This window comes from Streptomyces sp. ISL-96 (assembly GCF_018614035.1).
In the GTDB taxonomy this organism is placed as follows: Bacteria; Actinomycetota; Actinomycetes; order Streptomycetales; family Streptomycetaceae; genus Streptomyces.
In genome coordinates, this window is sequence record NZ_JAGGPA010000009.1 from 1 (window position 1) to 24,355 (window position 24,355).

A 24,355-nucleotide genomic window follows, 5' to 3' on the forward strand; every position below is an offset into this window, starting at 1 on the left:
TGAAACCCCTGAACAGTTACCCCTTCAGTGGCGGTTGTTCCATCGTCGTCGACTTCGCCCGGCTGCTCGGGAATCTGAGCCAGCAGGCCGGAGCCAATGCCGTCCTCGATCGCCTGCGCCGCCTGCAGCATCTCGGCCTTGTGCGCGATAAAGGCCTCGATGACCTGCTTGTCGAGCTTGCCGCACCGAGTGGGCTTGCCGGTGTACGCGGGGTGATTCGAGGCCAAGTCCGTAGTCTTCCGGCTCACGCTGCCTACGGACCGGAACTCCGGAAGCTCGCGTGCGGCGCCCTCGTGGAGCGGGAGCGAGCGGAGCAGCTCAGACAGCTCCCGCACAGACTGGTCTCCCACCCGCAGCTCACGCCAGCCGTTCTCCACGACGAGCGCGCAGGCGAGCAGCAACTCATCCCATTTCCACGTAGGGCTTCGCATGGGCAATATCGTATGAGTGTTCGCCATGATGCGGGAGGTGCTCACGGTAGGGCCGATCGTGTCGCACACTGTTGGAGGTCGCGTTGTCAGTGGGGTCTGTCACCCTCTGTAAGGGCGGATTGCAAAGAGTGTCCGCCGTGCAAGTTCGTAAGGAGGGTGCATGACCAGCACTGAGAGGAAGTTCACCTCGGTGGAGATCTGCGCCGGGGCGGGGGGGCAGGCTGTCGGTCTGCATGAGGCGCTGTTCAAGCATCTCGCGCTGATCGAGATCGACAAGCATGCGGTCGCCACCCTCGAGGAGAACGTCAAAGACAACGCGGAGTGGGACGGCTGTCAGGTCATCGAGGCTGACCTGACAGAGCTTTCCCCGGTGAAGCTCAGGCTTGATCTGGGGCTTGAGCCAGGCGAACTGGATCTCCTCGCGGGGGGCGTTCCGTGCCCTCCGTTCTCCGTGGCTGGAAAGCAGCTGGGGCAGGACGACGAGCGGGACCTGTTCCCCACCATGCTCAACTTGGTGGACGAACTGAAGCCTAAGGCCGTGATGATCGAGAACGTCAGGGGTTTGCTCGACCAGAAATTCAAGAGCTACCGCGAGGACGTCATCCTGAAGCGGCTGGACTCCATGGAGTACGAGCTGTGCTACTGGAAGGTCCTGGAAGCCAAGGACTACGGAGTTCCACAGCTTCGTCCTCGTGCCATTCTGGTGGCGATTCGCAAGAAGTATGCCAAGCACTTCTTGTGGAATGAGCCGGAGAAGCGTCCCGTGCGCACGGTAGGTGACGCGCTCCGGGAGACGATGTGGAGCCGGTTTGACGCCGTCGACGACCCTCGGGCTGAAGCAGCATATGACCTTTGGCTTAAGAAGGCTTCGAAGGGTGTAGCTCCGACGCTAGTTGGGGGCTCGAAGAAGCACGGTGGGGCAGACCTCGGGCCGACACGCGCAAAGAAAGCATGGGGCGACCTGGGCGTGTGCGGCCTGGGCGTTGCGAACAAGCCGGAAGAGATGACTGACCCTGACCGCGACCTCTTCGCGGCGGCTGGACCCAAGCTCACCGTGAGGCAAGCAGCGACCATTCAGGGCTTCCCTGAGGACTGGCAGTTCCCAGGGAAGAAGACTGCAACATACCGGCAGGTCGGTAATGCCTTTCCGCCGCCGGTCGCACGGGCAGTCGGTGAGCAGATCAGGGCAGCGCTGGAAGCCGCAGGCGTGAAGGCCAGGAAGCCCGAGTTGCTCTCGAGCGTTCCTGCCCCATCAGTTCCTACTGGAGCGGAGCCTGCTGACCGTAGCAGCGATCTTGAGGGCGCATTCGCCGGGTGATTCGTGCTCCCAGAATCGGAGCACAGTCCAGCCGGCTTCCCTGAGCCTCTGGTCGGTGTCACGGTCACGGGCCATGTTCCCAGCTACCTTGCCTGACCAGTAGGCGGGATTGGTTTTCGGCGAGACGTAGTGCTCAGGGCACCCATGCCAGTAACACCCGTCGATGAACACGGCGACCTTCGCAGGACGGAAGACCATGTCTGCCGTCCTGCGAAGGTCAGGCAAGGGCTTCGCTGCCACCCGGTAGCGAAGCCCTTGTGCGTGTACCAATCGCCGGATCAGATGCTCTGGCTTGGTATCCCGGCTCCGGATGGCCTGCATGTTTCTGCGGCGGGCGGGCGAGGCGGCCCAGGAGCCTGCAGGCAGGCTCTGCTCAACGCCTAGTGGTTCAGGTGTCCTACGCATGGATGTGACCCCGGCACTACGAAGTGGCGAGTGTGGGAGCTAGCTGCTCATACGGGAGCAAGCGACGCTGCTCAACGCACTCGTGCCAGTCGTTCTTCTGCTGCTGGCTTCCGACAGCCTGCACGGCTTCGGCCAAGGCGTCAAAGGCAATGTGGTAGACAGCATCCACCTCTCCTGTACCCCGAGCGATGGCGGCAATTCTACTCGGCATCGGTTCCGCCGTAACGGCCACGAGGTGGGGCAGTCGGCCCCTGCGGTGCCGGATCATCTGGAGAAATTCGTGCCGGATGTTCTGGACGCGGTCTGAGCGGATGGTCCACTTACAAGAGACGGCTGCATGCAGCAGAGGATGCTTGTCCGGAAGCAACGAGCTGTTTGCTCCCACGGTTACATCCGGCTTAATGAGGTAATCCCGGCCGATCTCCACATTCAATTCCGGATATTTTCGTACCAGGCGTGCCATCTTGTTTAGGTGAGCATACTGGGTGAAAGCAGTGATGGTTTTCTTGTGGTCGACATCCCATACATGTTCTGCGTCAAGGGATGCGAGGGTCGTCGTCAGGTTGTCGCAGACTGCAAGTTCGAGTGCAGGCCCGGGGCTGGGGGGAGTGCCTCCCGACACAGCGCGAGGGATTCCGAGGATCTCGAGTACGGCAGCAGCCAATTTCTTTGAAGGTTCACTGTTGTTGTCTGCGCTGTTTGCGACGAGGTTTTCTGATTTCTCAAGCTGTTTCCAGCCAAGTAGTTGGCTGGCGAATGGTGCATTCACGAAAAGGCCTCGGTCTACTTTGTATGTGCAGGGAGTGTGGGAGCATGCGTAGCAGGCTCATCCGCGAGAGCGCACGCCCAATGACGGCCATCCAGCAATACGCTAGCGCGCTCCGTCTGGCCGGACGGGACTTCGTACACGCGTGCGCTGACGAACTCCCCTTCACGCGGGACCGGAATCTCAAGCTGCTCGGCGATCCTGCGATGGCTTTCGTAGTCACCCATAATAAGGATGCCCTCATCCCGGAGAGCTGATCTTGAGCCTCCGTTCCCGCGTACGCGCTTCATGTAGTCCTTTTGCTGTGCAACGGTGCGGATGACGTTGCGGCCGATTCGGCGCTTCTGCGCGCGGCGGAACAGTTCGTTGAGGCGGGCCTGCCCGGAGGTTGGGGCGAAGACCGCCTGTCGGTCGGCGGGGGCCATGTGAAGCAGGACGTTCTCTGGAAGCTCGGCGTCATGCCAGAGCCAGAGGATCTTGTTGCGGTGCTCTGCCTTGACCGTCAGCTTCAGGTCGCGGTTGTTGCCAGTGTTGAGCCACTCCGGAGTTATGCGGAGCAGGCCGGCGCTCCAGCGGCTCTTGTAATCGTCTGCCCAGACGAGGAGGCACAGGTGACCCATGGCTTCCGGCGGAATCATCCAGCCGCCGAACTGCTGCGAGTACTTGCAATCGACATCGAAACCGGCGATCTGGTAATCCATAGCATCGCCGTCATCGAATCTGAACTCACGCTGGAGGTTGATCTCAACCACTGTGCCGGCGTGGGTTTTCTCCGTCTTGAAGAGGGTCTTCCAGTCATAGCGGCCAGTTACTTCGCCGTTGAGTAGCTGGTCGATTGTGTCCCGTAGCACCGCCGCGAAGCGTTGGCCAGAGGAGTCGAGTTGCTGCAGGCGATCGAAGACGGCAGAAAGCTCGGGGTCTTCCCGGAGCAAGGCCTGAGAGTGCATGTTGATTGCGGCTGATACATCAAGGGGGAGCAAGGGATGCCCTTCTTAAACGGGTTGGTGTTCAGCGTCGTGTGATGCTAACCGTGGCTGACTCGACGATGTCTCCCGCCCGCCTTGAATCCTTCGTAAGGAAGACGAGCTTTTTCGCATCGACGTGAATCAGCTCGCCGGGCCGGTCGCGTCAGCGCAGGCCGGCGGCAGCCCGCGTCCGACTATCAGTGCTGTGCCTTCCGTTAGCCTCTCAACTTCCCCTTGAAATCCGCCAATGAACGGGGCCCCTTCTACGCTCCGTCAAAGGCGGAGAGCATGGCCGTGACTCGTGCCGGAGCCTTGTCCAGCAGGAAGTCATCTACGAACACCACATCCGGAACTCCCCGGCTGTCCGATGCGGCAGCGTTGCGTACGACCTTGATACGGTGGGACTGCAACGACGTATCGGCCGCCTCGAACGGGCTCTTCGCAGCCACCCAGACGCGCTCCTCGAACAGAACAGCAGGTCCCGAGTCCCCGAGGTCGTCCACGAATTCCGCGTCTTCGCATGGGAAGTCCGATGCCCAGTTCCGCAGCAGCGCTGCCCCCCGAGGGTCCTGCTGAGGACCCGCAGCGCCCTTGCCGTGGAGGATGGTCACGAGCTCGCCAGCCAAACGCCAGTCGAGCAGGCTGTGGTAAGCCATGTTCGTGTAGTCGCGGAGGCACTCATAGCACGACCCCCGGCAGTCCCTTCCGTGCGCGCCTGTCGCGAATTTTTCCAGCATTTCGTTCGCGATGGCCATGAGGTCCTTGAAAACGTCGGCTTCGGCAAGGTGCGTGCAATAGCCTGCACCGTTGTCCAATGTGTCTGAAAGGAAGGCGAAAGTGCGCGCCTCCCGGGTCGTGGACGCTGTTCCATGGATGCCTGACGCGATCTCATTGGGTTGGACCTGGAGGAGCGAGCCCGCGGCCATCCGCAGCAGGGCAGCAAGCGAGTACCAAGCCGTCCGCCTGCCCGATCGGTCATCGGGGAAGCCCGTGCTCTGCGGCACAGAGGCGAGATTGAGGCGCAGCCCAGCATCTGGGATCTCGCCAGCTTGGGGGCCGATGAGGAACAAGTCGGTGCGCTGCGTGGCACCGATGGCACTTGTCAGGATCTCTCCATCAGCGGTGAAATCCTTGGCGAGCCAAGGAAATAGCTCCGCCGCGCCAGTCTCCAGGTATGCGCCGGACCACAGAGCTGTCGAGCTGACCTTCGCGAAGTTGAAAAGCTTGCCGCCGTTGTCGTTTACCGAGTAACGCCGCCCCTTCCCGGCGTGGACAACAAGACCTGACTGCTCAATCTTCTTTGGTGCTCCGCTTTCGAGGTCGGCAGCCGTTCGGGGTGAGAGTGATCGGGCTCGCCAGGCGAAGTTGCCGTCGAAATCCCGGGCCTTGCCGGCGCAGTAGAATCCGGCCGGTTCGCGAAGTTCGATCTCGCGGTAGGAGCCGTCGGCAGCCCCGCAAGCGCGGCAGGGCAGGGGCGGGCTGTCATCGTCCTGCACTGGCAGCGTCTCCACGTCCTCCGCGATATGGCCGCAGGCGCGGCACATACCGAGGGGAACAGCCTGCCCGAGCGGCTCCCCCACGGCGCGTGGGGTCCTGCCCGTCGGCTCGAACGCTACAACTCCGGCAGCTGTGTGGACCTGCCCGTCCTTCACTGTCTCAGCCCCGGGGGCGAACTGAGATATAGCGATGTCCAACGACCGGTCGACTACTCCGCTGGGCGGCCACGGGTGCGAGTCGAAGGGGCGCTTGGTGTACAAGTACCGTGCCGATGTGGGGAAGCCGAACATGGGCAGCAACCCGGACTCCGCCAGCCTCTGGCTGAGTTCGTGGTGTCCACGAGGGTGGTCTGCGACCTGTGTGACGAGAGTGACGAGCTTTGTGGCGACCCACTCTGCTGCTTTGGCTGGCGACCACACGCTCCGGGTGCGCTCGGCCAGAGCCTCGGCAACACCTCGGATCTCTGCATCGTGTGCCTTGATCCAGGCGCCCACGGCTTCATTCATGGCGGGCCAGTCGACGCAGTGCCCGAACTGGCCGTGGACATTGCGAGTGGGGTCGAGCTGCCCGTCGTCATCCGCATCCGGCCGTACGGCGTCAAATGCCCGGCGCAGGACCTCAGCTGCGAGAACCCGTTGGTAGATGTCCCGCATATCGGTGGACAGATAGGGCCGCGGGGTTGCGTCGTTGACGATGCGGTGCGGGTTTTGGAAATAGTGTTCGTCGTGGCTGCGGCCCCGGCACACGGTCAGGGCGAGAGCGACTGGCGAGCTGCGGCGTCCTGCGCGCCCCACTCGCTGCTGGTAGTTGAACCGGGTCGGCGGCATGTTGGCCATGAGGACTGCGGAGAGCGGACCGATGTCGACTCCGGCTTCCATAGTGGTGGTGACCGATAGGACGTCGAGAGTGTCCGGCCGCTTGTGTTCTCTGCCACTGAGGAAGATGCCCTGGAAGCGGGCTTGGCGGGCCTGGGAGTCGAGCCTGTCTGTTTGGCCGGTCAGTTCAGCAGTATTGAGCCTGAAGTCCCCGAACCGCTCTCGGGCCATCCATGCGTAGTAGTCGTCGCCGATGCTGTCGAAAGGCTCGGACTTCGTCGGCAGGGGACGTCGGCATTTTGTGCAGACGCCGACACCTGGGTGGAGGTGCCGACGGTGGCAGTTGGAGCAGGTCCATGTCTCATCACGGCCGTGGCGCAGCGCGACATGCTCTGGCTGGATGAGGTACTTGATGACTGCGGTTCCCCAGATGCGCTCCACGGTCGCCCGAAGGTCCTCAGGGTCCTTCTTCAAGTGCTCGGCAGCACTGGTCCAAAACTGCCGGAGCTTCTTGGGCGGCTCGTCGGCGGGGCTGCGCAGTCCGGAGAAGCGGCGCATGTGGCCGAGGACACGCAAGCTCGCCCGGGCAAGTGCGGCATCGGACGCCCTCTCGGCTTCCAGCGGTGCCTGGTCGGATGTGGTGGTGAGCCACCCAAGGCCAAGAGACTCGAAGTCACGCCCCGCGCTGCCGAACAATCCGCCGAGCAGCTCGATGGTGAGGGCCTCGCGCATGTCCTGGCGCAGATGCTCCTGGCGCTCGCTCAGGCGCAGCCCTGATTCATCTTGCACTCGGCCTTTCTCATCCTCGGGCCATTGGTACAGAGAAGTCCAGGGCTGCGGCGGGACCCCCTTCGCGGAAGCAGTCTGCTGGAGGGAGGCTTTCGGCCCTCCGGGGTTAACGCCCTTCTGCACGAGGCGTTCAGCAACGGTCGCAGCATGGCTGTCGAGACTGGGTACATGGCTGAGCAGGCTGTAGAGCTCTGCCTCCTCGGTCGGATCGAGGAGCTCGTCATCGAGGTCGTCGTCGAGGCTCTGGGAGGTCTGAGTCTTCTGGAACTTTTCCCACCTGTCGTATGCGTCCCGGTCCCGCGCCCTGAGCCGCTTGCGGGCTGCCTTGGCCGTGTCCGCGTCCACTGGGCGATCGGGCGACTTTAGGTAGTAGCCGGATACCGCTGCAAGGTCGGCTATCGGATCGCCCTGTTGCTCGACCTCTGTGGCAAGCAGCATGCGGAGCAAGTCCTGGTAGTGGCGCAGCCCGAGGCCGGCGGAGAGTTTGGCGGCATCCTGCCTGCTGTCCGAGAAGACCACAGCCTGCCGTTTGGGGAGGAGAGAGAGAATTCCGGTGGTCAGCACCTGGTTGACCTTCTCGAAACCGGTGCGCATGGACCGGACGGGGGTGCGCATACGGCGAGGATCGCTCAGGCTGAGCCGGTCGGTCCCGATCTGCTGGAGCTCCCAGTCATCGCCGCACGAGGGGCACTGGGTCGGTGCTGCGGGGAGGTGCTCAGCTTTGAGGCGGGCGCGCACATTCTGTGGCCGTGGGACCGTGACGTGGAAGGACCAACCTGTGTGGTCGCGCTGGTTCCGGAGCATGCCGGTGCGTGGATCGTACTTGCTGCGCTTGAACTCGAAGCTTCCGCTGAGTACACCTTTGTCAGACGTCCGGTTCCACGAGAGCTTGTCCGTTACCGGTTCGTCCTTTCGCGGCCAGTAGACGATGTAGTTGGCTGCGCTTTGGCCGAGTGCAGCAGCGTCAGGGAGCGAGTCGAGGTCAGGCAGATCAGCCAGGAGTGCCGCTTCAAAAGGGCCCCCCTTGGTGTCTCGGAAAGCCGATTCGGGCGCGTATCCGCCCAAGAATGCGTCTCCGCAGGTCTGGCAGTAGAGGAGTTCGAGCACGCGAGCGTTGCAGCTGCACCGCGGCGTTGGCCGGGAGTACAACTTTCCGACCGTCCTCACCATGTTTCCCGGGCGTGCGGCATCGGGACATTCGGGGTCTGAACAAGCCCACACCCCAGGGATGTTCCGGAAGAAGAGGTGCCCGCGGAGCTTGGGGACATTCGGGTCTCCCGAGCGGCGAAGGGCTGCTAGCACTCCACGCAACGCCTCTGCCCGGACGTGCGGTTTGGCGGGGAAGAGCCGGGCAGCGACGGCCTCGTCGAAATCCGCGATGAGTCGTTCCCCGTCACGCAGCGCGTTGACGAATGCGTCGGGCGCCCCGCTCTCAGACAGGAGCCTGTCGGCGTCTGCAGGCTCTGGGGATGCACCGAGTGCCGCGTAGGTCTCAGCGTATTCGGACAGGTCGGTACGGGTGTGGGACGGGAGCACAAGCTGGCCGCCGAGGACTTCGAAACGGTCGCGGTCGGTGCCGAAGAACTCCTGCAGGAAGTCAAGGTCACGAGGTGCTTCGAGTGAAGCGGACGCGGCGAGGATCCGGAACTTCTCCGGCTTGTTGTCGAGGCCCAGCCGGTGACGAAGGTTCCTCAGGAGGTAGGCGATCTCCGTGCCGGCGGTGCCTCGGTACATGTGGAGCTCGTCGACGACCAGGGTGAATCGAGCGTTGGGGGTTTCCTCCAGCCAACGGCGCGTCTTCTCGAAGATGCCCGACTCGCGCGCCCGCATCAGCATCACGTTGAGCATGCTGTAGTTCGTGATCATGACGTCCGGCGGCGCCTGGATCATGTCCCAGCGGCTGCGCATCTCTGCGCCGTCGAGTCTGGGGATGAAGAACTGTCCGTCACCGTCGGCCTTGTGGGCCTGGCGTGACCGCTCCTCGGTCGCGGCGAACTCCTTGCGCAGTGTCTTCACGCCGGCAGCTGCGCCGATGTCGCCGGGAACGGGAGTCGCTCCGGTGTAACGGCCGAAGTAGAACCGGTGGCCCGGCCGTGACTGGGCAAGCCAAGCCCGGACCTCGTCGCTGTCGAGGGCCTTGCGGAGACGCATCATCTGGTCATCGACGAGTGCGTTCATGGGATAGAGAACCAGAGCGCGAACAGCTGCGTGCCGCCCTCGCTCTCCTGCCCGCTGCGGCTGGTATCCGCCTTGAGGCGACGTCCACCAGCGGTTCGAGGGCAACGTGCCCACCGGCCAAGCGGCGGACTCGCGGACCAGGTCCGCTAGGACAGGCAGCATGAACGACTCCGTTTTGCCGGAGCCCGTGCCGGCCGTGACGACGACGTCGCGCCCGTCTCGCACCGCCGCTACCAAGGCTCGGTGCTGGTGTTCGTAGAGCGAGTCCAGGCCCTGCAGTAGACCGAGTTGCACCAGTTCCGCAAGGTCAGGGTGGGCACCCGCTGCGCGAACGGACGCAGCAATGCCCTCACCCTCCGTGACGTATCGCGGGCGGACCTCGAGCAGTGGTCGGCGCCACGCACCGCCGTCCACGTCGAACAGCGCTTGACGCTCGCGCTCCAGGTACTCGTCAGCAAGGCCGAACGGTGTGTTGTAGTAGCGGAAGAGGGCATCCTTCAAGTGCTCGAACGAGCCCAGGATGTCGACGTCCCGGTCATCGCGGGCCGACTGCTCCGCAGCAGTGTCACTCATCGTTCTCCCCAAGGTGCTGTCCGAGCGAGTTTGCGATCTTCAGCGCTACGGCTTCCGGCACGTTGTCGTACGCCAAGTTTTCGGCACGTTCGTTGATACGCGGTGCAAGACCAGAGCACATGACGGCCACACGCCTGTGCAGGTCTGGTAGCGGGTACCCCCAATCCACGTGGAGGGTCCCGAACCGCTCGCGGCAGCCGTCCTTCTCAGGAAGCCAGCGGAGCACATCCGACTCCGGGTTCCGGGCGCCGAGCACGGAGTACACCCCGTCCTCATGGCTGGTCTCGTACCATTCGCCGTTGATCAGGACCTGGCACACGCGCTTCCCGTCACGCCGCTTGAGCCGGTAGAGACCGTCGCACTGCGGGCGGCGCACGGCGCAGTACTCGCGGCGGTCAAGGTCGTATTGCTCAAGCGGCTTCCCGAACTCCGGTTCGGACGTCCGTGCTTCAAGCCGGAGCGGCGGAAGCAGGGCCGCACCCTGCAGAGCGAAGCAGGACGCGTACGAGACACCGAGCTCGACCGCCCAGCTCCTGAGCCCCGCCTCGTCATTGAACTGGACAAACAGTGAGACAGGCAGCGGAATGTCTCGTGCCGGGCGCGAGCTAGACACCTGGAAGAGCTCGACCAGACCGTCCTGCACTGCTTGTGCGAGGCGCGTATCGAAAGCAACAGTTCGGCTACCGGCAAGTACCGCCAGCCCTCGCGCCTGCGGTAGCCGCGTCAGTACAGGCGGGGCCGCACACCAGCGCCGATTGCGCCAGTCGATATCCAAGTGGCCGAGAGAAACGGCGTCGCGCAGCCACCGGCCTGGCGCGCCGGATTCGACGTCCGGGCAGTGCTTGGCTGCGAGCCACCACATGCCTTGCTTGACTTCGGACAGCTCCCCCGCGCCCCGCTCGCTCAACCAGCGCAGAAGCAGGTCCCCTGGACCGGTCATCAGGTTCCCTGCTTTCTGGTGATCACTTGCGCCGCCGCTACATAGTCGAGCCAAGGCGGGGTGTGCGATCGGTCGGAAGCGCTAAGCACGGCGTACGCCCACGCGTAGTCGTCGTAGGACGGAGCAGGGGCTGGGATGTCCGCCGCTGCGGCCAGGGGCCGCACTGACCACCGAGCCGTCGTCCGGTAGATCAGCCAGGCGTAGCCCGCCGGTACCTCTACCTCGAGGCACGGGCCGTGGGTATCTTTCGGCAGCCGCGAGGCCATCCAGATGGGTACTGACGGCTGCTTGGCTCTCTTTACACCACCGTGAGGATCGATGAGCAGAGCTTCCAGCACACTCCCCCGCACCAGTTCAGTGCGCGGGAGTCGGATGCTCTCCGGCGCATATGCACCGCGGATCGTCGTCCTGGGCGCGTCCGTGTCAGTCAGCTCGCGCTGGGCGGTGGTCTCGCATTGGTACCCGAGCATTCCCGTCCCTGGCGGCAGTCCCTCATGCAGCCCGTCGTGCAAGGTAAAGACCTGGCTGCTCTGCGCGGTGCCGACCTGGTGTTCCCCTTCATCAAGGGGGATGAGGCAGAGCGGGAAGGGAACTCGGGGGTCGGCGCGCAACTTCTCGGTATGGCCGTCGAGGAGGATTTCCACGCGTCCGTCGGGCGACTCGCTAGCGGGCAGCAGCAGGTCCGGGGCTCCGCCGCGGAGGTAGTGGCCCGCGACACCGGATCCGGCCCGGTACTCAGACGCTATCCGCAGCCCACCGGAGAGGTCGGCGTGCTGGCGGACCTGTGGTTCGAGGACATGGGCGTGTGCCCCGCCGCGGTCCAGAGCGCGAGTGAAGGCACGCCCGTTGATAGCGCGCACGCCCTTGAACAGCTTCCAGCCGGGGACTGGCGCCGCTGCTTCGCGGAGCGTGCGGCCCCCAAGGGCGCTGACCATGGAACGCACCTCACCGACGGCGGATTCGGCGGCCAGAATCCAGTGCTGCTCACCGGGTTCAAAGTATTCGGTGCTCACCCACTCGCCCAGATGCGGATGCATCCGCAGCAGTACAACCTCCTCCGGCGCCCACTCCAGGACGAGGGCATCACCCTCAAGGCGGAGGCCGTGGGCCAACTGCTGTGGGGAAGGGTGCAGCGACTCCAGCCCGTCGTAGACGTCCCCGTACTCCTTGCGGAGTGTGAATGTGCGGCCGCCCAGAAGACCCACCTCTGTTTCGGGGAGCCCGCAAATGGCCTCGGCGAGCCATTCGAGGCGCCTGCCGCGGTCCGTGACCATGAGCCGAAGCCCGAGGGCCCGGCGGCGATGCCCACGCTCCGGCTCGTGGAGGGTTCCGTCCCAGTCGTCGGCGAGTCGCCTGAGGAGCTTCGTGATCAGCGTCTCGCCCATGTCCGCGGTGTTCGCGAGCTCCGCCATGAGCAGAGGGGACAGATGCCGGTCACGCCCGGCTGTCCAGACACGAAGCCGCCGAAGGAGCTCCCGGCCGGAGACTTCGTTGGGATTATGCGGTCGTAGGCGGGTCGCGGCGAAGAAGCGGGTGAGGATCTGCCGGTCAGAACCGCGTACCAGCGCCTGCGAGATGGGGAAGCCGATCTTCCAGTAGTGCTCGTCGGTGCTCACCGTACTGGCGCCGTAAAGCCCGCCCGTGTCGTTCAGCCACGTGTCGAGCTCCTCCCACATGGCCGCAACGTCCAGGAAGGCACTTTGCAGCTTATTCGCGCGGTAGCTGTGCGGCTGCTCGCCGAACAGCTGCACCCACCGCCCGTAGAAGTTGGTCTTCAGCATCCCGTCGGTGGATGCCATACGGGTAGCGGCAAGCACGGAGAGAGCGAGCACAGGAAGACTCGGTGGCGGTCCCGCGCTGCCGCTCCTCACCCACGAGACGCACGCGCGCTGGATTCGGCAAAAGAGTGGTCTTTCATAGTCGTGCCAGATCAGTTCGTCGGCGACTGTCTCGGCCAGACCTGCGGCAATGCCGTGGCGCACCATGAGATCTCGTTCGATCTCCGTGTCCACGTAAAGGACCGTGCTGTGCAGGGCGTGGTCCGCACCGAAGAACTCGGCAGCGAGCACCTCATGCCAGTGCTTGTACACGGCTCTCATCGACATTCCAGCCCCCGTCCACATCCGTGCTCCTGTCTGACGGGCGCGTACGGTCGGCGGGCGTTTGCCCTCCCTACTGCACCGCGAGAGGCGGTTGCGCGTCCGTCTATCCGCTAGGTGGGGGGCAAGCGGCGGGCCACATAGTGCGTATACAGCTCAATCACACTACTCCGGTAAGAGGACATTGTTGTATCGATCCGGGGTTTGTTGATCTAAGAAATCCCGATCGGGTGATCGCGGACCCGTCGGTGTAGAGGGCGGCGTTGGCTCGAAACGGCATGCCCGTCGCCGACTGCACTACCGCGCATCCTGGTCTGCTGTTGCGCGGGCAGGGGCTTCGCCTCCCTTCACTCCCTCCTTGGTGGCCCCGCATTGGGGCGCCAGACCTCCGAAGTCGACATGACTTTCTGCCTGGATGCCGACAAGGGCGAACACCACTCCACCCCCGTCACTCCGACCGGGAGCAAGGTGTTCGACTTAGCGGCTGCCAAACAGCGGGCCCAAGCTCCGCGAGGACGTAGGGAAGCTTGAGAGGATTTGCTAGCGGACCTGTGGGCCTCCTGGGCCGTCGCGGCCGGGGTCGCCGCTGGCTGCCACGGCCTCAGTGCAGCTGCCTCGTACGACTGGCAGGGCATACCCTTCAGGCGCCGCAGCGCCGAGCGGTCGTGCTGATGCCCAGCGCGGGTGAGGGGAGCGCCATGGCCGCGCTAATCGGTGAGGCGGGGAGGCTCATGGGGTGCCGTGGCACGTGCGGTACAGGCGGGTGGAGCCGCACCAGCATGGGGCGTTGCGCGGCGGGGGCCAGGGGGTTGCTCGGCCTCGGGCTGCCAGGGTTGTGGCGTACTGGGGGAGGAGCGAGGCGTCGGCGGGGGACGCTGATTCCGAGGCTGCGAAGGCCTCGTAGGAGGGGACTGTGCCTCTTACGATGCCCAGGTTCTGGGTGCCCGTTGAGGACAGGTCGCGCAGGGACGACTCGATCGCGGTGAGGTGGGCCTCGTGGGTGGGGTACTCGGCTGTGAGGGTCGGGTACGCCGTCAGGAGTTCGCGCAGTTCGTCCTCCGGCCAGTGCAGCATCGCCACCGGGAACGGGCGGGAGAGCGCCGTGCGGTACGTGCCCAGCTCGGCGCGCAGGCGGGCGATCTCGGCCTGGAGCTCCGCCGGGTTGTCCGAGCCCAGCGCCCACAGCCGCTTCGGGTCGTGCAGCTCGTCCAGGGGGATGGGGCCGGCGTGCATGGTGTCCGCCACCATGTCCCACTCGTCGTGCGGCAGGCCCAGCATGCGGCGTACGCGGTGGCGGCCGGTCACGAGGGACCGGGCTCCGTACGGGATCTCCTCCGACGGGTCCGTGAGGAGCGTCAGCGCGGTGGTGAACGTGTCGTGGGCGGCGTGGAGTTCGTCGTGGGATTCCAGGGCCTCCGCGATGATCCCCCACGCCGCCGCCTCGCGCGGGCCCGCGGCGCGGATGCCGTCGATGATCGCGCGGGCCTCCGCCTCGTGGCCGTACTCCCACAGGTTGGCCGCCTTGAGGGCCTTCACCAGGGATGGGTTGTCCGGGGCCTTCGCCAGGAGGTGGTCGTACAGCGTTGCCGCGCGGGCGCGGTCGCCGGACAGCTCCAGGTGGGCCGCGGCCTGGAGGTACAGCGGCTCCTGGTCCTCGGGATACTGCGCCGCGGTACGCAGCAGGCGCTCGGCTTCGGCGGTGTGATCGGCGTGATCGGCAGGCGTGTCGGGGCGCATGCACCACACCGTACTGCTGTACGGGGTGCGGGTGAGAGAGCCCGGGGCGGCGGAGCGCGGACGTGACGGGCGCGGCTCTGGAGAGTTGGCGGGGTAAGGCCTATCGTGCCCGCCGTGTGGGAGCGGGAGCAGAGGCGGATTCCGGTGGTGGTGCAGGGCGCCTCCCGAGGGCGGGCGGTGGCCGCGCGCGGGCTGTGGGTGGGCGCGGAGGCCGCGGTGACGTTCGGAGTCGTCGTGCTGCTCCTCGTCGTACATCAGCTGTGGTGGACCAACCGGCAGGCCCGGGACGGCGCCGAGCGGAAGGTCCAGGCGCTGGAGAGGCAGTGGGAGGGGAGCAGGGGAGAGGCCGCTCTCGCACCGCCTCTCCCGGACGTGGCGGCGGAGGAGGCGGAGGCGGCGGAGGGGGTGCCTGGTGGTGGGACCTCCGGTGGTGGGGAGGGGGCTGGGGGTGGTGTCGATACGCCGCGGGCGCGGGCCGGTGGCCGTACGCCGTCGCCTCCCCGCTGGGATCAGGCGTACGCCATCCTCCGCATCCCGCGCCTGGGCGTGACCGCTCCCGTCGCGCAGGGCGTCAGCAAGGGCGGCGTACTCGACAAGGGGTACGTCGGGCACTACCCCCGGACCGCGCAGCCGGGCGGCGCCGGGAACTTCGCGCTCGCGGGGCACCGCAATACGCACGGGGAGCCGTTCCGCTACATCAACCGGCTGCGGGCCGGGGACGAGGTGCGGGTGGAGACGCGGGACGCTGTCTTTACGTACGTCGTCGATAAGGCGCTCGCCCAGACTTCGGCGCGCGACAGCGGGGTGATCGCGAAGGTGCCCCGGAGCAATGTGCGCACGGACGTCGGGTACACGGCTCCCGGCTATTACCTGACCCTCACGACCTGTACGCCCGAGTACAGCTCCAAGTACCGGCTGGTGGTGTGGGGGAAGTTGGCGTCGATGCGGCCGCGCTAGCGGGAAATTCGGGAACTTGTCGGTCGCGTTGTGCGTCAGTCATTACGAGCCCGCGGACGTGGACTCGCGGTCCGCCGGGGAGAGCCGGTGGTGGAGGAGGAGGGGGATCATGATCAGTTGTTCGGCGCGGTTGTTGCGCACGGTCGGTCTTGTCCTCTTCCTCGTGACCGAAGTCCTCCTCATCGACAACGGCAGTTTCTCCGCCGCCGTCGCACTCGCCGCCACCGCCGCGGCCGGTTCCGCCCTCGCGGCCTGCGCGCTCGTCGCGGCGCGCTCCGTTCCCGCCGTGCCGCGCACCCGGGTGCGTACAGCGATACGGGACCGGGAGATACGCACCGCGTTCCTGCCCCAGCGTGATCCCGATGCGCGCGGACGGACCAGGCCGCGGGCGCCGGGTCGTCGTCTTCTGACGACCACCCCGTAGGGCGCGCACCGCCGCTTTTGTAAGGAGTACGTCGAGTAGCTCGTCTTCTCGCGTACGCATCGCCCCTCGTGGGTCGTCAATGCCGATCTGTCTCTCTTCCGGCACGACGAGACCCCCTCGGAGGGCTCACCATGTCCGTTTTCGCCAGCCTGGTCGCACGCCTCGCGGATCTGCTCGAACCGTTCTTTCACGCCTCCGCCGCAGCCGCCGCGATCGTCCTGTTCACGGCGTGTGTACGACTGGCCATCCATCCCCTGTCGCGGGCGACTGCTCGCGGCCAGAAGGCCCGCACCAAGCTCGCGCCGCAGATCGCCGGGCTGCGCAAGAAGCACGGCAAGAACCCCGAGCGCCTGCAGAAGGCGATCTTGGAACTGCACACCAAGGAGAAGGTCTCGCCGCTTTCGGGCTGCCTGCCCAGCCTGTTCCAGCTGCCGGCGTTCTTCCTGATGTACCACCTCTTCTCGAGCCGGCAGATCGGAGGCGAACCGAATGAACTCCTCACGCACACCCTCTTCGCGAGCCCGCTCGGCGATCGCTGGACCGACGCGCTCGCGGATGGCGGGGTCTTGGGTGCGCAGGGACTGCTGTACGTCGCTCTCTTCGCGGTCGTGGCGGCGGTGGCCACGTTCAGTTACCGGCGTACGAAGCAGCAAATGGCGGCCGCGCCGGGGATGCCGGTCGCGGGGCCGGACGGAGTGCAGCTGCCGGGAGCCGGGGCGATGGGGGCGATGGCCAAGGTGATGCCGCTGATGTCGTTCGCGACGCTCATCACGGTGGCCGTGGTGCCGTTGGCCGCCGCGTTGTACGTCGTCACCAGCACCACGTGGAGCGCGGTGGAGCGGGCGTGGCTGTACCGGGACATTCCGGCTGGTGGGAGCGCGGTTGCTACTGCCGCGTAACGGTCCAGTCTGTGAACGGGGTCTTGCGGACTGGAACCGGACCTTGGAGGATCAGCCAATCCTCCGATGGCCGCACCCATCGGCCGGGGCCGAACGTGACTCTCGACCAGAGGAGACTGACCATGAAGCTGCTGCGTGTGGGAACGGCGGGTGCCGAACGTCCGGCACTGCTCGACCAGGACGGGACGCTCCGGGATCTGTCGGGCCTCGTCACGGACATCGACGGTGACCTGCTCGCCGACGAGGCGGCGCTGGGGCGGGTTCGTGCGGCTGCGGCGGGTGGTCAGCTGCCGGTGATCGACGATGCGGCGGGGACGCTGCGGGTCGGGCCGCCGCTCGGACGTATCGGCAAGATCGTGTGTATTGGACTGAATTATCACGATCACGCGGCCGAGACGGGCGCGGCGATACCCGCCGAGCCGATCATCTTCTTCAAGGCTCCGGACACTGTTGTCGGCCCCGACGACACCGTGCTCGTACCGCGCGGCAGCACGAAGACCGACTGGGAAGTCGAACTGGCTGTGGTCATCGGCCGTACCGCCCGCTACCTGGACTCCGCCGAGGACGGGCTCGCGTATGTCGCGGGGTACGCGGTCGCGCACGACGTCTCCGAGCGCGAGTTCCAGATCGAGCGCGGCGGCACCTGGGACAAGGGCAAGAACTGCGAGACGTTCAACCCGCTGGGTCCGTGGCTGGTGACGGCGGACGAGGTGCCGGATCCGCAGGCGCTGGGTCTGAAGCTGTGGGTGAACGGCGAGCTGAAGCAGGACGGCACTACTGCTCAGCAGATCTTCCCGGTGGGGGAAGTGGTGCGGTACGTCAGCCAGTTCATGACGCTGTACCCGGGTGACGTCATCAACACGGGTACGCCGGCGGGTGTGGCTATGGGGCAGGCGGAGCCCAAGCCGTATCTCCGGTCGGGGGATGTCGTCGAGCTTGAGGTTGAGGGGCTGGGGCGGCAGCGGCAGGAGCTGAAGGACGCGTAGGTACGGTGCCCGGTGTCCCGGCGTGACCTGGAGGCCGGGCTTATCGTTGTACTACGCGGCTGCGCGCGACCCTGCGGCAGCGGGGAGGAGCGGCACAGTGACTGTTCTGGAAGACAGGATCGTGATGGCCGACCAGAGCGAACTCACGCTCGACATGATGTTCGAGCTGCTGGAGCGGATGCCCGTCCCCGAGGGAATCAAGGCCGAGATTGTCCAGGGGGCCATCTACATGTCGCCGCAACGCCAGACGCACTGGGAAATCATCGCGGACATCTACGAGCAGCTGAGGGCCCGCTACCCGCGCAAGCGCATCGCCTCCGACGTCCGGATCGACTTCCCCGGGCGCCTCAACGGCTTCGCCTCCGACGTAGCCGCCTTCAAGGAAGACTCGGTCAAGGATGGCAACGGCCGCTGGCGCTACCAGGACGTCGAGTTCGTCGCCGAGGTGATCTCCAAGGACACGGCAGGCAACGACTACGGCCCCAAGCTGGATGCCTATGCCGTCGCCGGCGTACCCGTATACGTAATCGCCGATCCGTACACCGGCGAGTGCCACCTCCACACGCGGCCGCGGGACGGGAAGTACCGCACGGCTCTGACTTTCGACTTCGGCGACGAGATCGACCTCACCGGCACGCCGGTCGGCATCACCCTCGGGACGGAAGAGTTCCCGTGCGAGCAGAAGAAGGGCGGCGCTACAGCCGCACCGTGACGCCCTCGCGGGCCGAGCGGCGCGCCGCCTCCAGTACGTCGAGTGCCGCTGCCGCCTGCGCCGCGGTGACCGGGGGTGCGGTGCCCGCGCGTACGGCGGTGGCTACGGCCGCGTAGTACGCCGGGTAGTCGCCCGGCAGCGTCGGAACCGGGCTTCCGCCGCCCGTCGCCGGGGACTCGCCCGCGCCGAGGCGGCCCCAGGCCTCCTCCGGCTCCTCGCCCCAGTTCCCGTCCGCCCCGGGCCGCCTGCCCTCGCGCAGCGCGGTCTCCTGCGGGTCCAGGCCGTACTTCACGTAGCCCGCGCGCGAACCGAGCACCCGAAAGCGCGGACCGAGCTGGGCGGTGGTGGCGCTCACGTAGAGGTGCGAGCGCACGCCGTTCGCGTGCGTGATCGCGATGAACGTGTCGTCGTCCGCCTCGGCGCCGGGGCGGCGGACATCCGACTCGGCGTACACCCGGACCGCCGGGCCGAACAGCACCAGAGCCTGGTCGACGACGTGGCTGCCCAGGTCGTACAGCAGCCCGCCGATCTCCGCCGGGTCGCCCGACTCCCGCCAGCCGCCCTTGAGCTGCGGGCGCCACCGCTCGAAGCGTGACTCGAAGCGCTGTACGTCGCCGAGCTCGCCGGAGGCGATCAGCTGCTGGAGAGTCAGGAAGTCGTTGTCCCAGCGGCGGTTCTGGAAGACGGAGAGGAGAACGCCGCGGTCCTCCGCGAGCGCGGCGAGCTCACGCGCCTCGGCGGCGGTGCCGGCGACCGGCTTGTCCACGACGACCGGCAGGCCCGCCTTGATGGCGGCGGTGGCGATCGGGACGTGGGTCTTGTTGGGGGACGCGATCACGATCAGGTCCAGCTCGTCCGCGCGCGCCCACAGCTCGTCGGGTGAGGCCGCGAGCCGGACGCCGGGGAACTGGGCGCGGGCCTGCTCCTGCCGCTCCGGGTTCGAGGTGACGACCGTATCGAGAACGAGGCCCTCGGTCGCGGCGATGAGCGGGGCGTGGAAGACGGAGCCCGCGAGGCCGTAGCCCACGAGGCCTACGCGCAGCGGGGCGTGTGGGTTGGCGCGCGTGTCGGTGTCGGTGTCAGCGTCAGTGCCGTGGCCGGTGGCAGTCATGGCTCCCACTTAAGCAACGCTGTTGCCAAAGTGCAAGCGCAGTGGACAATGGGTCCGTGAACAGGAGCAATACGGGCGTGAACCTGCCGGCGCTGCGCAGCCACAACGCGGCGCTGGTCCTCGACCTGCTGCGTACGGCGGGCGAGGCCGGCATCAGCCGCCTCGAACTCGCCGAGCGCACCGGCCTCACGCCACAGGCCGTCAGCAAGATCACCGCACGGCTGCGGGGTGAGGGGCTGGTGGCGGAGGCCGGCCGGCGCGCGTCTACCGGCGGCAAGCCGCGGACGGTGCTGCGGCTGGTGCCGGACGCCGGGCACGCGGTGGGGCTGCACCTGGACCGCGACGAGCTGACGGCGGTCCTGGTGGACCTGGCGGGCACGACCGTCGCCGTGCGGCAGTCGCCGCTGGACTTCGGGGCGGGTGCGGAGGTGGTGCTGGAAGCGGCGTCCCGCGAGATCACCGCACTGGCCGCTCCTGCGTCCTCCCGGCCCCTGCGGCGGGAGGCGCTGCTCGGTGTCGGGGTTGCCGTGCCCGGGCCGCTTGATCACGGGCGGGGCGTGCTGCATCGCGTCACCGGGTTTCCGCAGTGGGACGGGTTCGCGTTGCGGGACGTGCTGAGCGAGCGGCTCGGGCTGCCGGTGGTCGTGGACAAGGACACGAACGCCGCCGCCCTCGGGCTGGCTCTTCGTGCCCGCCCCGCCGGGGGGTCGTTCGCGTACCTCCATCTCGGTACGGGCCTCGGTTCCGGACTCGTCCTCGGCGGGGCGCTCTATCGCGGGGCGCGCACCGGGGCGGGGGAGTTCGGGCACCAGACGTTGCAGCTGGACGGGCCCGTCTGCGGCTGTGGTGGTCGCGGTTGCATCGAGGCGTTGTGCCTGGCCGCCGTCGCCCGCGGCGACCTCGCCGAGGCCGCGCGGGTTCTCGGGGCCGGGGCCGCCAACCTCGTCGGCCTGCTCGACATCGACCGCGTGCTGCTCGGCGGTCGTGTCATCGCCGCTCATGAAGGGGTATTCGTACGAGGAGTGGGGGAGGTGCTCAGCGAGCTCGCCCGGCGCGAAGGCAGCGGCCCTGCCGTGCCGGTCGCCGCGGCAGGAGGCGACGGGCACGGAGTCGCCGAGGGGGCCGCGCAGTTGGTCCTCGCACCGCTCTTCGGGCATGCGGATGTGGCGTTTCCTGGTGGCGGTGCTGGTGCTGGTGCTGGTGCTGCCAGTGCCGACTCGGCCGTTGGGAGGATTTAACGGACTGTATGACCGCGCGCGGTCGTGGCGTGCGCGGTTGGGGGCTGTGCTCCTGGCAGGGTCGTGAGGGCATGACCGGATGACCCCGACCGCTCCGCGATCTGCAAAGGCCCGCCCATGCGACTGCGCAGTGCCCCCGCCATCGCCCTCGGAGTCGCGGCAGTCACGATGGCTCCGGCGACGCTCGCCGACGCCGAGTCGCCTCCCCGGCCGGCCGTCGCCAAGGCGCCCGTCCCCGGCGCGGACCAAGAGCCCTCGTGCGGTGATCCCGACTCCGCGGACTTCCCCCTTCGCACCCGCCTGCGCGGCGGCCCGGACAGGTACGAGGCCGGCGGCGGCTTCGGGAACTGGTACCTCGAACTCACCAACGCGACCCGCGAGAGCTGCCACAACATCCACCCGGTCATCGTCATGGTCACCGACGACCGCGACCGCGAACGCGAACGTACGTCCGGCAAGGCCGAGGATCAGGCTCGGTTCGAGTTCTACGACGACGGTGCTCAGCGCTGGCGCTCGGTCCGCTTCGAGAAGACCGACGCGGACGAGCACATCGGCGTATTCGGCGACGGGTTCACCGGATTCACCGTCGCCGCGGGCAAGACCGTCACCGTGAAGGTACGGCTCGCCTTCGCCTCGGGGGTACTCCCCGGCGACATCGTCACCAACGCCGCCGTCGTACAACGGCACGGTGACGACGGGGAGTGGGTCGGAGAGTCCAACGACTACCGCTTCACCGTCACCGGCCGCGGTGCCGACCACGATCGCGACCCGGATTCCGACCCGGATTCCGACCCGGATTCCGACCCGGATTCCGACCCGGATTCCGATCCGGAGCGCGACCCCGAGCGCGATGCCGATCCTGACGCCAGCTCCCGCCCCGACGACGAGCTCGCCCCCGTCCCCGTCCCCGACGCCGACGCTGGCGACGACGACGACGGTACGCCGCCCATCGCCGAGCGCCCCGACCGGCTGGCCATGACCGGCCGTACCCCCGGCAACCTGCTCACGCTCGGGGCCACCGCCGGCGCGCTCCTCCTCGCGGGCGGCGCGCTCATGGTCGGATCCCGGCGCTTCGTGGCGGCAGCAACGCGACGGCGACAGTGACCGCTGGAGCCGTACTTCGACCCGCGGGCCGGTCGCCGCCCGCAGCAAGCGTTCAACATCGTCTGCGAGCATCCACTCCGTGGACTACCCGAAGGACTACCCGCACGCGCACGACCAGGACCCCGGCGCGCCGATCCGCTTCGGCATCCCGGAGCACGGCCGCGTTCCCAAGTACTACGCCGTAAAGGCCCGTATCGCCGCGCTGATCGGCGAGTTGGGCGAGGGCGGGCTGCTGCCGACCGAGCGGGATCTCGCCGTACGGTACGAAGTCTCGCGCGAGACGGTGCGCCAGGCGCTGCGCGAGCTGCTGCTGGAAGGGCGCCTGCGGCGGCAGGGGCGCGGCACCGTTGTCGCCGGTCCCAAGCTCGAACAGCCACTCGCCCTGGCCAGCTACACCGAGGGCGTACGCCGTCAGAACCGCCGGCCCGGACGTCACCTCATCGGCCTCGACCGCTTCCCCTGTCCGGCGGCCCTCGCCGCCGACGTGGGGGTGGAGACCGGCGATCCGGTCTGGCATCTGGAGCGGGTGCTGCTCGCGGACGACGAGCGCGTGGGGCTGGAGAGTACGTACGTCGCCGTCTCCCGCATCCCGCGCCTGGACGTCGACTTCGAGCCGGACTCCTCGTTCTACTCGTACCTTCGTGATCACGTCGGCGTGGCCTTCGGTGACGCCGACGAGCGCATCGAGACGGTCCTGGCGACTCCTCGCGAGGCGCTCCTCATCGGTACTCCGCCGGCGCTTCCCATGCTGCTGATCCACCGGCTCTCGCGGGACGTGAAGGGCCGGCCGCTGGAGCGGGTGCGGACGCTTTTCCGGGGGACCGTTTCAGCTTTACGGTGCGGCTCGGTGACCGGAGTTAGGCGTCAGGCCGTGGGCCTGTCCGGTTGCTCGCATCCGCCGCCGATTCACTGTCCCAGGAACGCCCCGGTGGCCGCCACAAACCGGTCGGCATCGTCCAGCCACGGGAAGTGTCCGGCTCCGGGCTGAATGACGAGCTCGGCGTTCGGGAACAGCTGGGTGAACTCGGCCATCGCGCGAGGAGGGGCTCCCAAGTCGACCTCACCGGCGAGCAGGAGCACCGGCTGCCGGAACAGTGCGAGCGCCGTGCGGGTGGCTTCCGGCGCGAAAGCGCCTTCGGCGGCGAAGGCGGTCGCGGCCTCTTTGTTTGTCTGTCCGTCCTCGGCGGCCTGATGGGATTGGGCCACCTCGTCCCAGCGGCCGTAGAAGAACGGCGCGGCGGCCTGCCAGCAGTCGTCCGTCGCACGGCCGGCCACGATCGCCTCCAAGGCCGCGAACGCCGCGGCGAACCACGGCTCGTCCCGGCGGAGCTGGGCGGTCGCGCGCCGGACGTCTCCGGTGATCTCGATCCCGACGGCCCTCGTACTGGGCGTGATCAGCGCGAGTTTGCTGACGCGTTCCGGGTGGCGGCCGACGTACAGGGCACCCAGGTTCGCGCCGGCGGAATGCGCGAGCAGGTCCATCCGGTCGAGGCCGAGGTGCTCGCACAGGGCGTCCACGTCGTCGACGAGCCGGTCGCAGCGGTACGAGTCAAGGTCCTCCGGGGTCGCTGACTCGCCGGTACCCCGGAGGTCCAGCATGATCAACTGCCGGTGCGCGGAAAGGCCGCGAAGGCCGCCAAGGCCGCCCAGATATGCGGAGGCCTGCATCGGCCCTCCGGGCAGGCAGACCACAGGAGGGCCGGGAGGGCCGTCTCCGAACTCGTGGTAGGCGAGCTTGGTTCCGTCGTACGCGGAGAAGGTTGGCATGGCCGAGACTTTGTCAGCGTCATTCAGGCAGAGCAACAGACTTCCCCAGGGCAGATAACAGCAACGTAACGGGTCTAGGTCATCCTTGGGTCGCTGTTCGCCGTGCCGTCGCCGTGCGGATCCATCCGGGTCACCCGCCCCCAGGAGCGTGACCGCCTTGAGAGTCATAGTCGTTGGAGCCGGCGTCGTGGGGGCCATGCACGCCTGGCACGTAGTGGAACGCGGCCACGAGGTCGTCCAGATCGAGCGCGAGATCGAAGCCCGCGGGGCCAGCCTCCGCAACTTCGGCCAGATATGGGTCAGCGGCCGCGCGGGCGGTGAAGAGCTCGAAACCGCCCTGCGCGCCCGCGAGCTCTGGGAGGGCATCGGGGCCCGCATCCCCGAGCTCGGCTTCCGGGCCATCGGCTCGCTGACGCCCGTACGCAACGACCTGGAGCTGGCCGTCGCCGAGGCCGCCCTGAACCGGCCCGACGCGGCCGCCCGCGGTTACAAGCTGCTGACGGCCGACGAGGCCCGCGCCGCGAACCCCGCCCTGCGCGGCGCGTTCAAAGCCGCCCTGTGGTGTGAGCGTGACGCCGCCGTCGAGCCGCGCACCGCCCAACTTGACCTCGCGCAGGCGCAGTTGATGTCCGGTCGGACGCCTG

At 67.1% G+C, this 24,355-nt stretch carries 17 protein-coding genes and 3 pseudogenes; 10 read left to right on the forward strand and 10 right to left on the reverse strand.

Features of this window, described 5'->3' with window-relative positions; translation table 11 throughout:
• Positions 1-431: pseudogene (locus J7E96_RS05815) on the reverse strand (HNH endonuclease); the annotation flags it as partial.
• A 160-nt stretch (positions 432-591) separates the two neighbouring features.
• Between J7E96_RS05815 and J7E96_RS05820 the strand changes: the two are divergent.
• A complete protein-coding gene (locus J7E96_RS05820; RefSeq protein WP_215128147.1) occupies positions 592-1,749 on the forward strand; it encodes a DNA cytosine methyltransferase in 1,158 nt (385 codons plus the stop codon).
• Here J7E96_RS05820 and J7E96_RS05825 read toward each other — a convergent pair.
• The 7 genes from J7E96_RS05825 to J7E96_RS05855 all read right to left on the reverse strand — a co-directional run bounded on the left by J7E96_RS05825 (position 1,684) and on the right by J7E96_RS05855 (position 14,513).
• Complete coding sequence (locus tag J7E96_RS05825) at positions 1,684-2,154, reverse strand: very short patch repair endonuclease (RefSeq protein ID WP_285439418.1); 471 nt, start codon at positions 2,152-2,154, stop codon at positions 1,684-1,686. The two genes, J7E96_RS05820 and J7E96_RS05825, sit on opposite strands and share 66 nt — an antisense overlap.
• A 16-nt stretch (positions 2,155-2,170) precedes the next feature.
• Complete coding sequence (locus J7E96_RS05830) at positions 2,171-2,923, reverse strand: NgoMIV family type II restriction endonuclease (protein WP_215128148.1); 753 nt, start codon at positions 2,921-2,923, stop codon at positions 2,171-2,173.
• Positions 2,924-2,937: 14 nt separating this feature from the next.
• Positions 2,938-3,867: a NaeI family type II restriction endonuclease gene (locus J7E96_RS05835; RefSeq protein WP_215128426.1), complete on the reverse strand. Its 930-nt coding sequence runs from the start codon at positions 3,865-3,867 to the stop codon at positions 2,938-2,940.
• A gap of 281 nt (positions 3,868-4,148) precedes the next feature.
• A complete protein-coding gene (locus tag J7E96_RS05840; RefSeq protein WP_215128149.1) occupies positions 4,149-9,737 on the reverse strand; it encodes a DEAD/DEAH box helicase in 5,589 nt (1,862 codons plus the stop codon).
• Complete coding sequence (locus J7E96_RS05845) at positions 9,730-10,677, reverse strand: hypothetical protein (RefSeq protein WP_215128150.1); 948 nt, start codon at positions 10,675-10,677, stop codon at positions 9,730-9,732. The genes J7E96_RS05840 and J7E96_RS05845 overlap by 8 nt, the downstream gene beginning before the upstream one ends.
• Positions 10,677-12,776, reverse strand: a complete 2,100-nt coding sequence (locus J7E96_RS05850) for a hypothetical protein (protein ID WP_215128151.1) — start codon at positions 12,774-12,776, stop codon at positions 10,677-10,679. The genes J7E96_RS05845 and J7E96_RS05850 overlap by 1 nt, the downstream gene beginning before the upstream one ends.
• A 729-nt stretch (positions 12,777-13,505) precedes the next feature.
• Positions 13,506-14,513 carry a tetratricopeptide repeat protein gene (locus J7E96_RS05855; RefSeq protein WP_215128153.1) on the reverse strand — a complete coding sequence of 336 codons (1,008 nt, stop codon included), beginning with the start codon at positions 14,511-14,513 and terminating at the stop codon, positions 13,506-13,508.
• 114 nt (positions 14,514-14,627) lie between these two features.
• Between J7E96_RS05855 and J7E96_RS05860 the strand changes: the two genes are divergently transcribed.
• From J7E96_RS05860 to J7E96_RS05880, 5 genes are all read left to right on the forward strand, one after another.
• Positions 14,628-15,470 carry a class E sortase gene (locus tag J7E96_RS05860; protein ID WP_374196640.1) on the forward strand — a complete coding sequence of 281 codons (843 nt, stop codon included), beginning with the start codon at positions 14,628-14,630 and terminating at the stop codon, positions 15,468-15,470.
• A gap of 109 nt (positions 15,471-15,579) precedes the next feature.
• Positions 15,580-15,894, forward strand: coding sequence for a DUF6412 domain-containing protein (locus J7E96_RS05865; protein WP_215128155.1), 315 nt, complete (start codon positions 15,580-15,582; stop codon positions 15,892-15,894).
• A gap of 131 nt (positions 15,895-16,025) precedes the next feature.
• Positions 16,026-16,793: a membrane protein insertase YidC gene (locus J7E96_RS05870; protein WP_215128157.1), complete on the forward strand. Its 768-nt coding sequence runs from the start codon at positions 16,026-16,028 to the stop codon at positions 16,791-16,793.
• A gap of 122 nt (positions 16,794-16,915) precedes the next feature.
• Entirely contained in the window at positions 16,916-17,779 is an 864-nt protein-coding gene (locus tag J7E96_RS05875) for a fumarylacetoacetate hydrolase family protein (RefSeq protein WP_215128159.1), read from the forward strand.
• A gap of 97 nt (positions 17,780-17,876) precedes the next feature.
• Positions 17,877-18,491 carry a Uma2 family endonuclease gene (locus J7E96_RS05880; protein ID WP_215128161.1) on the forward strand — a complete coding sequence of 205 codons (615 nt, stop codon included), beginning with the start codon at positions 17,877-17,879 and terminating at the stop codon, positions 18,489-18,491.
• Here the strand turns inward: J7E96_RS05880 and J7E96_RS05885 are convergent.
• Complete coding sequence (locus J7E96_RS05885) at positions 18,475-19,602, reverse strand: Gfo/Idh/MocA family oxidoreductase (RefSeq protein ID WP_215128163.1); 1,128 nt, start codon at positions 19,600-19,602, stop codon at positions 18,475-18,477. The genes J7E96_RS05880 and J7E96_RS05885 overlap by 17 nt on opposite strands.
• 56 nt (positions 19,603-19,658) lie before the next feature.
• Between J7E96_RS05885 and J7E96_RS05890 the strand changes: the two genes are divergently transcribed.
• The 3 genes and pseudogenes from J7E96_RS05890 to J7E96_RS05900 all read left to right on the forward strand — a co-directional run bounded on the left by J7E96_RS05890 (position 19,659) and on the right by J7E96_RS05900 (position 22,805).
• Positions 19,659-20,840, forward strand: coding sequence for an ROK family transcriptional regulator (locus J7E96_RS05890; RefSeq protein ID WP_215128165.1), 1,182 nt, complete (start codon positions 19,659-19,661; stop codon positions 20,838-20,840).
• A 117-nt stretch (positions 20,841-20,957) separates the two neighbouring features.
• Entirely contained in the window at positions 20,958-21,944 is a 987-nt protein-coding gene (locus J7E96_RS05895) for a hypothetical protein (RefSeq protein ID WP_215128166.1), read from the forward strand.
• 79 nt (positions 21,945-22,023) lie between these two features.
• A pseudogene (locus J7E96_RS05900) lies at positions 22,024-22,805 on the forward strand (GntR family transcriptional regulator).
• A 45-nt stretch (positions 22,806-22,850) separates the two neighbouring features.
• On the opposite strand, the gene J7E96_RS05905 reads toward J7E96_RS05900, so the two are convergent.
• The gene (locus tag J7E96_RS05905) at positions 22,851-23,711 is read right to left on the reverse strand and encodes an alpha/beta fold hydrolase (RefSeq protein ID WP_215128170.1); all 861 of its coding nucleotides are present in this window, start codon (positions 23,709-23,711) and stop codon (positions 22,851-22,853) included.
• A 157-nt stretch (positions 23,712-23,868) separates the two neighbouring features.
• On the opposite strand from J7E96_RS05905, the pseudogene J7E96_RS05910 reads away from it, so the two are divergent.
• Positions 23,869-24,348 (forward strand): annotated as a pseudogene (locus J7E96_RS05910) (FAD-dependent oxidoreductase); the annotation flags it as partial.
• Positions 24,349-24,355: the final 7 nt, after the last annotated feature.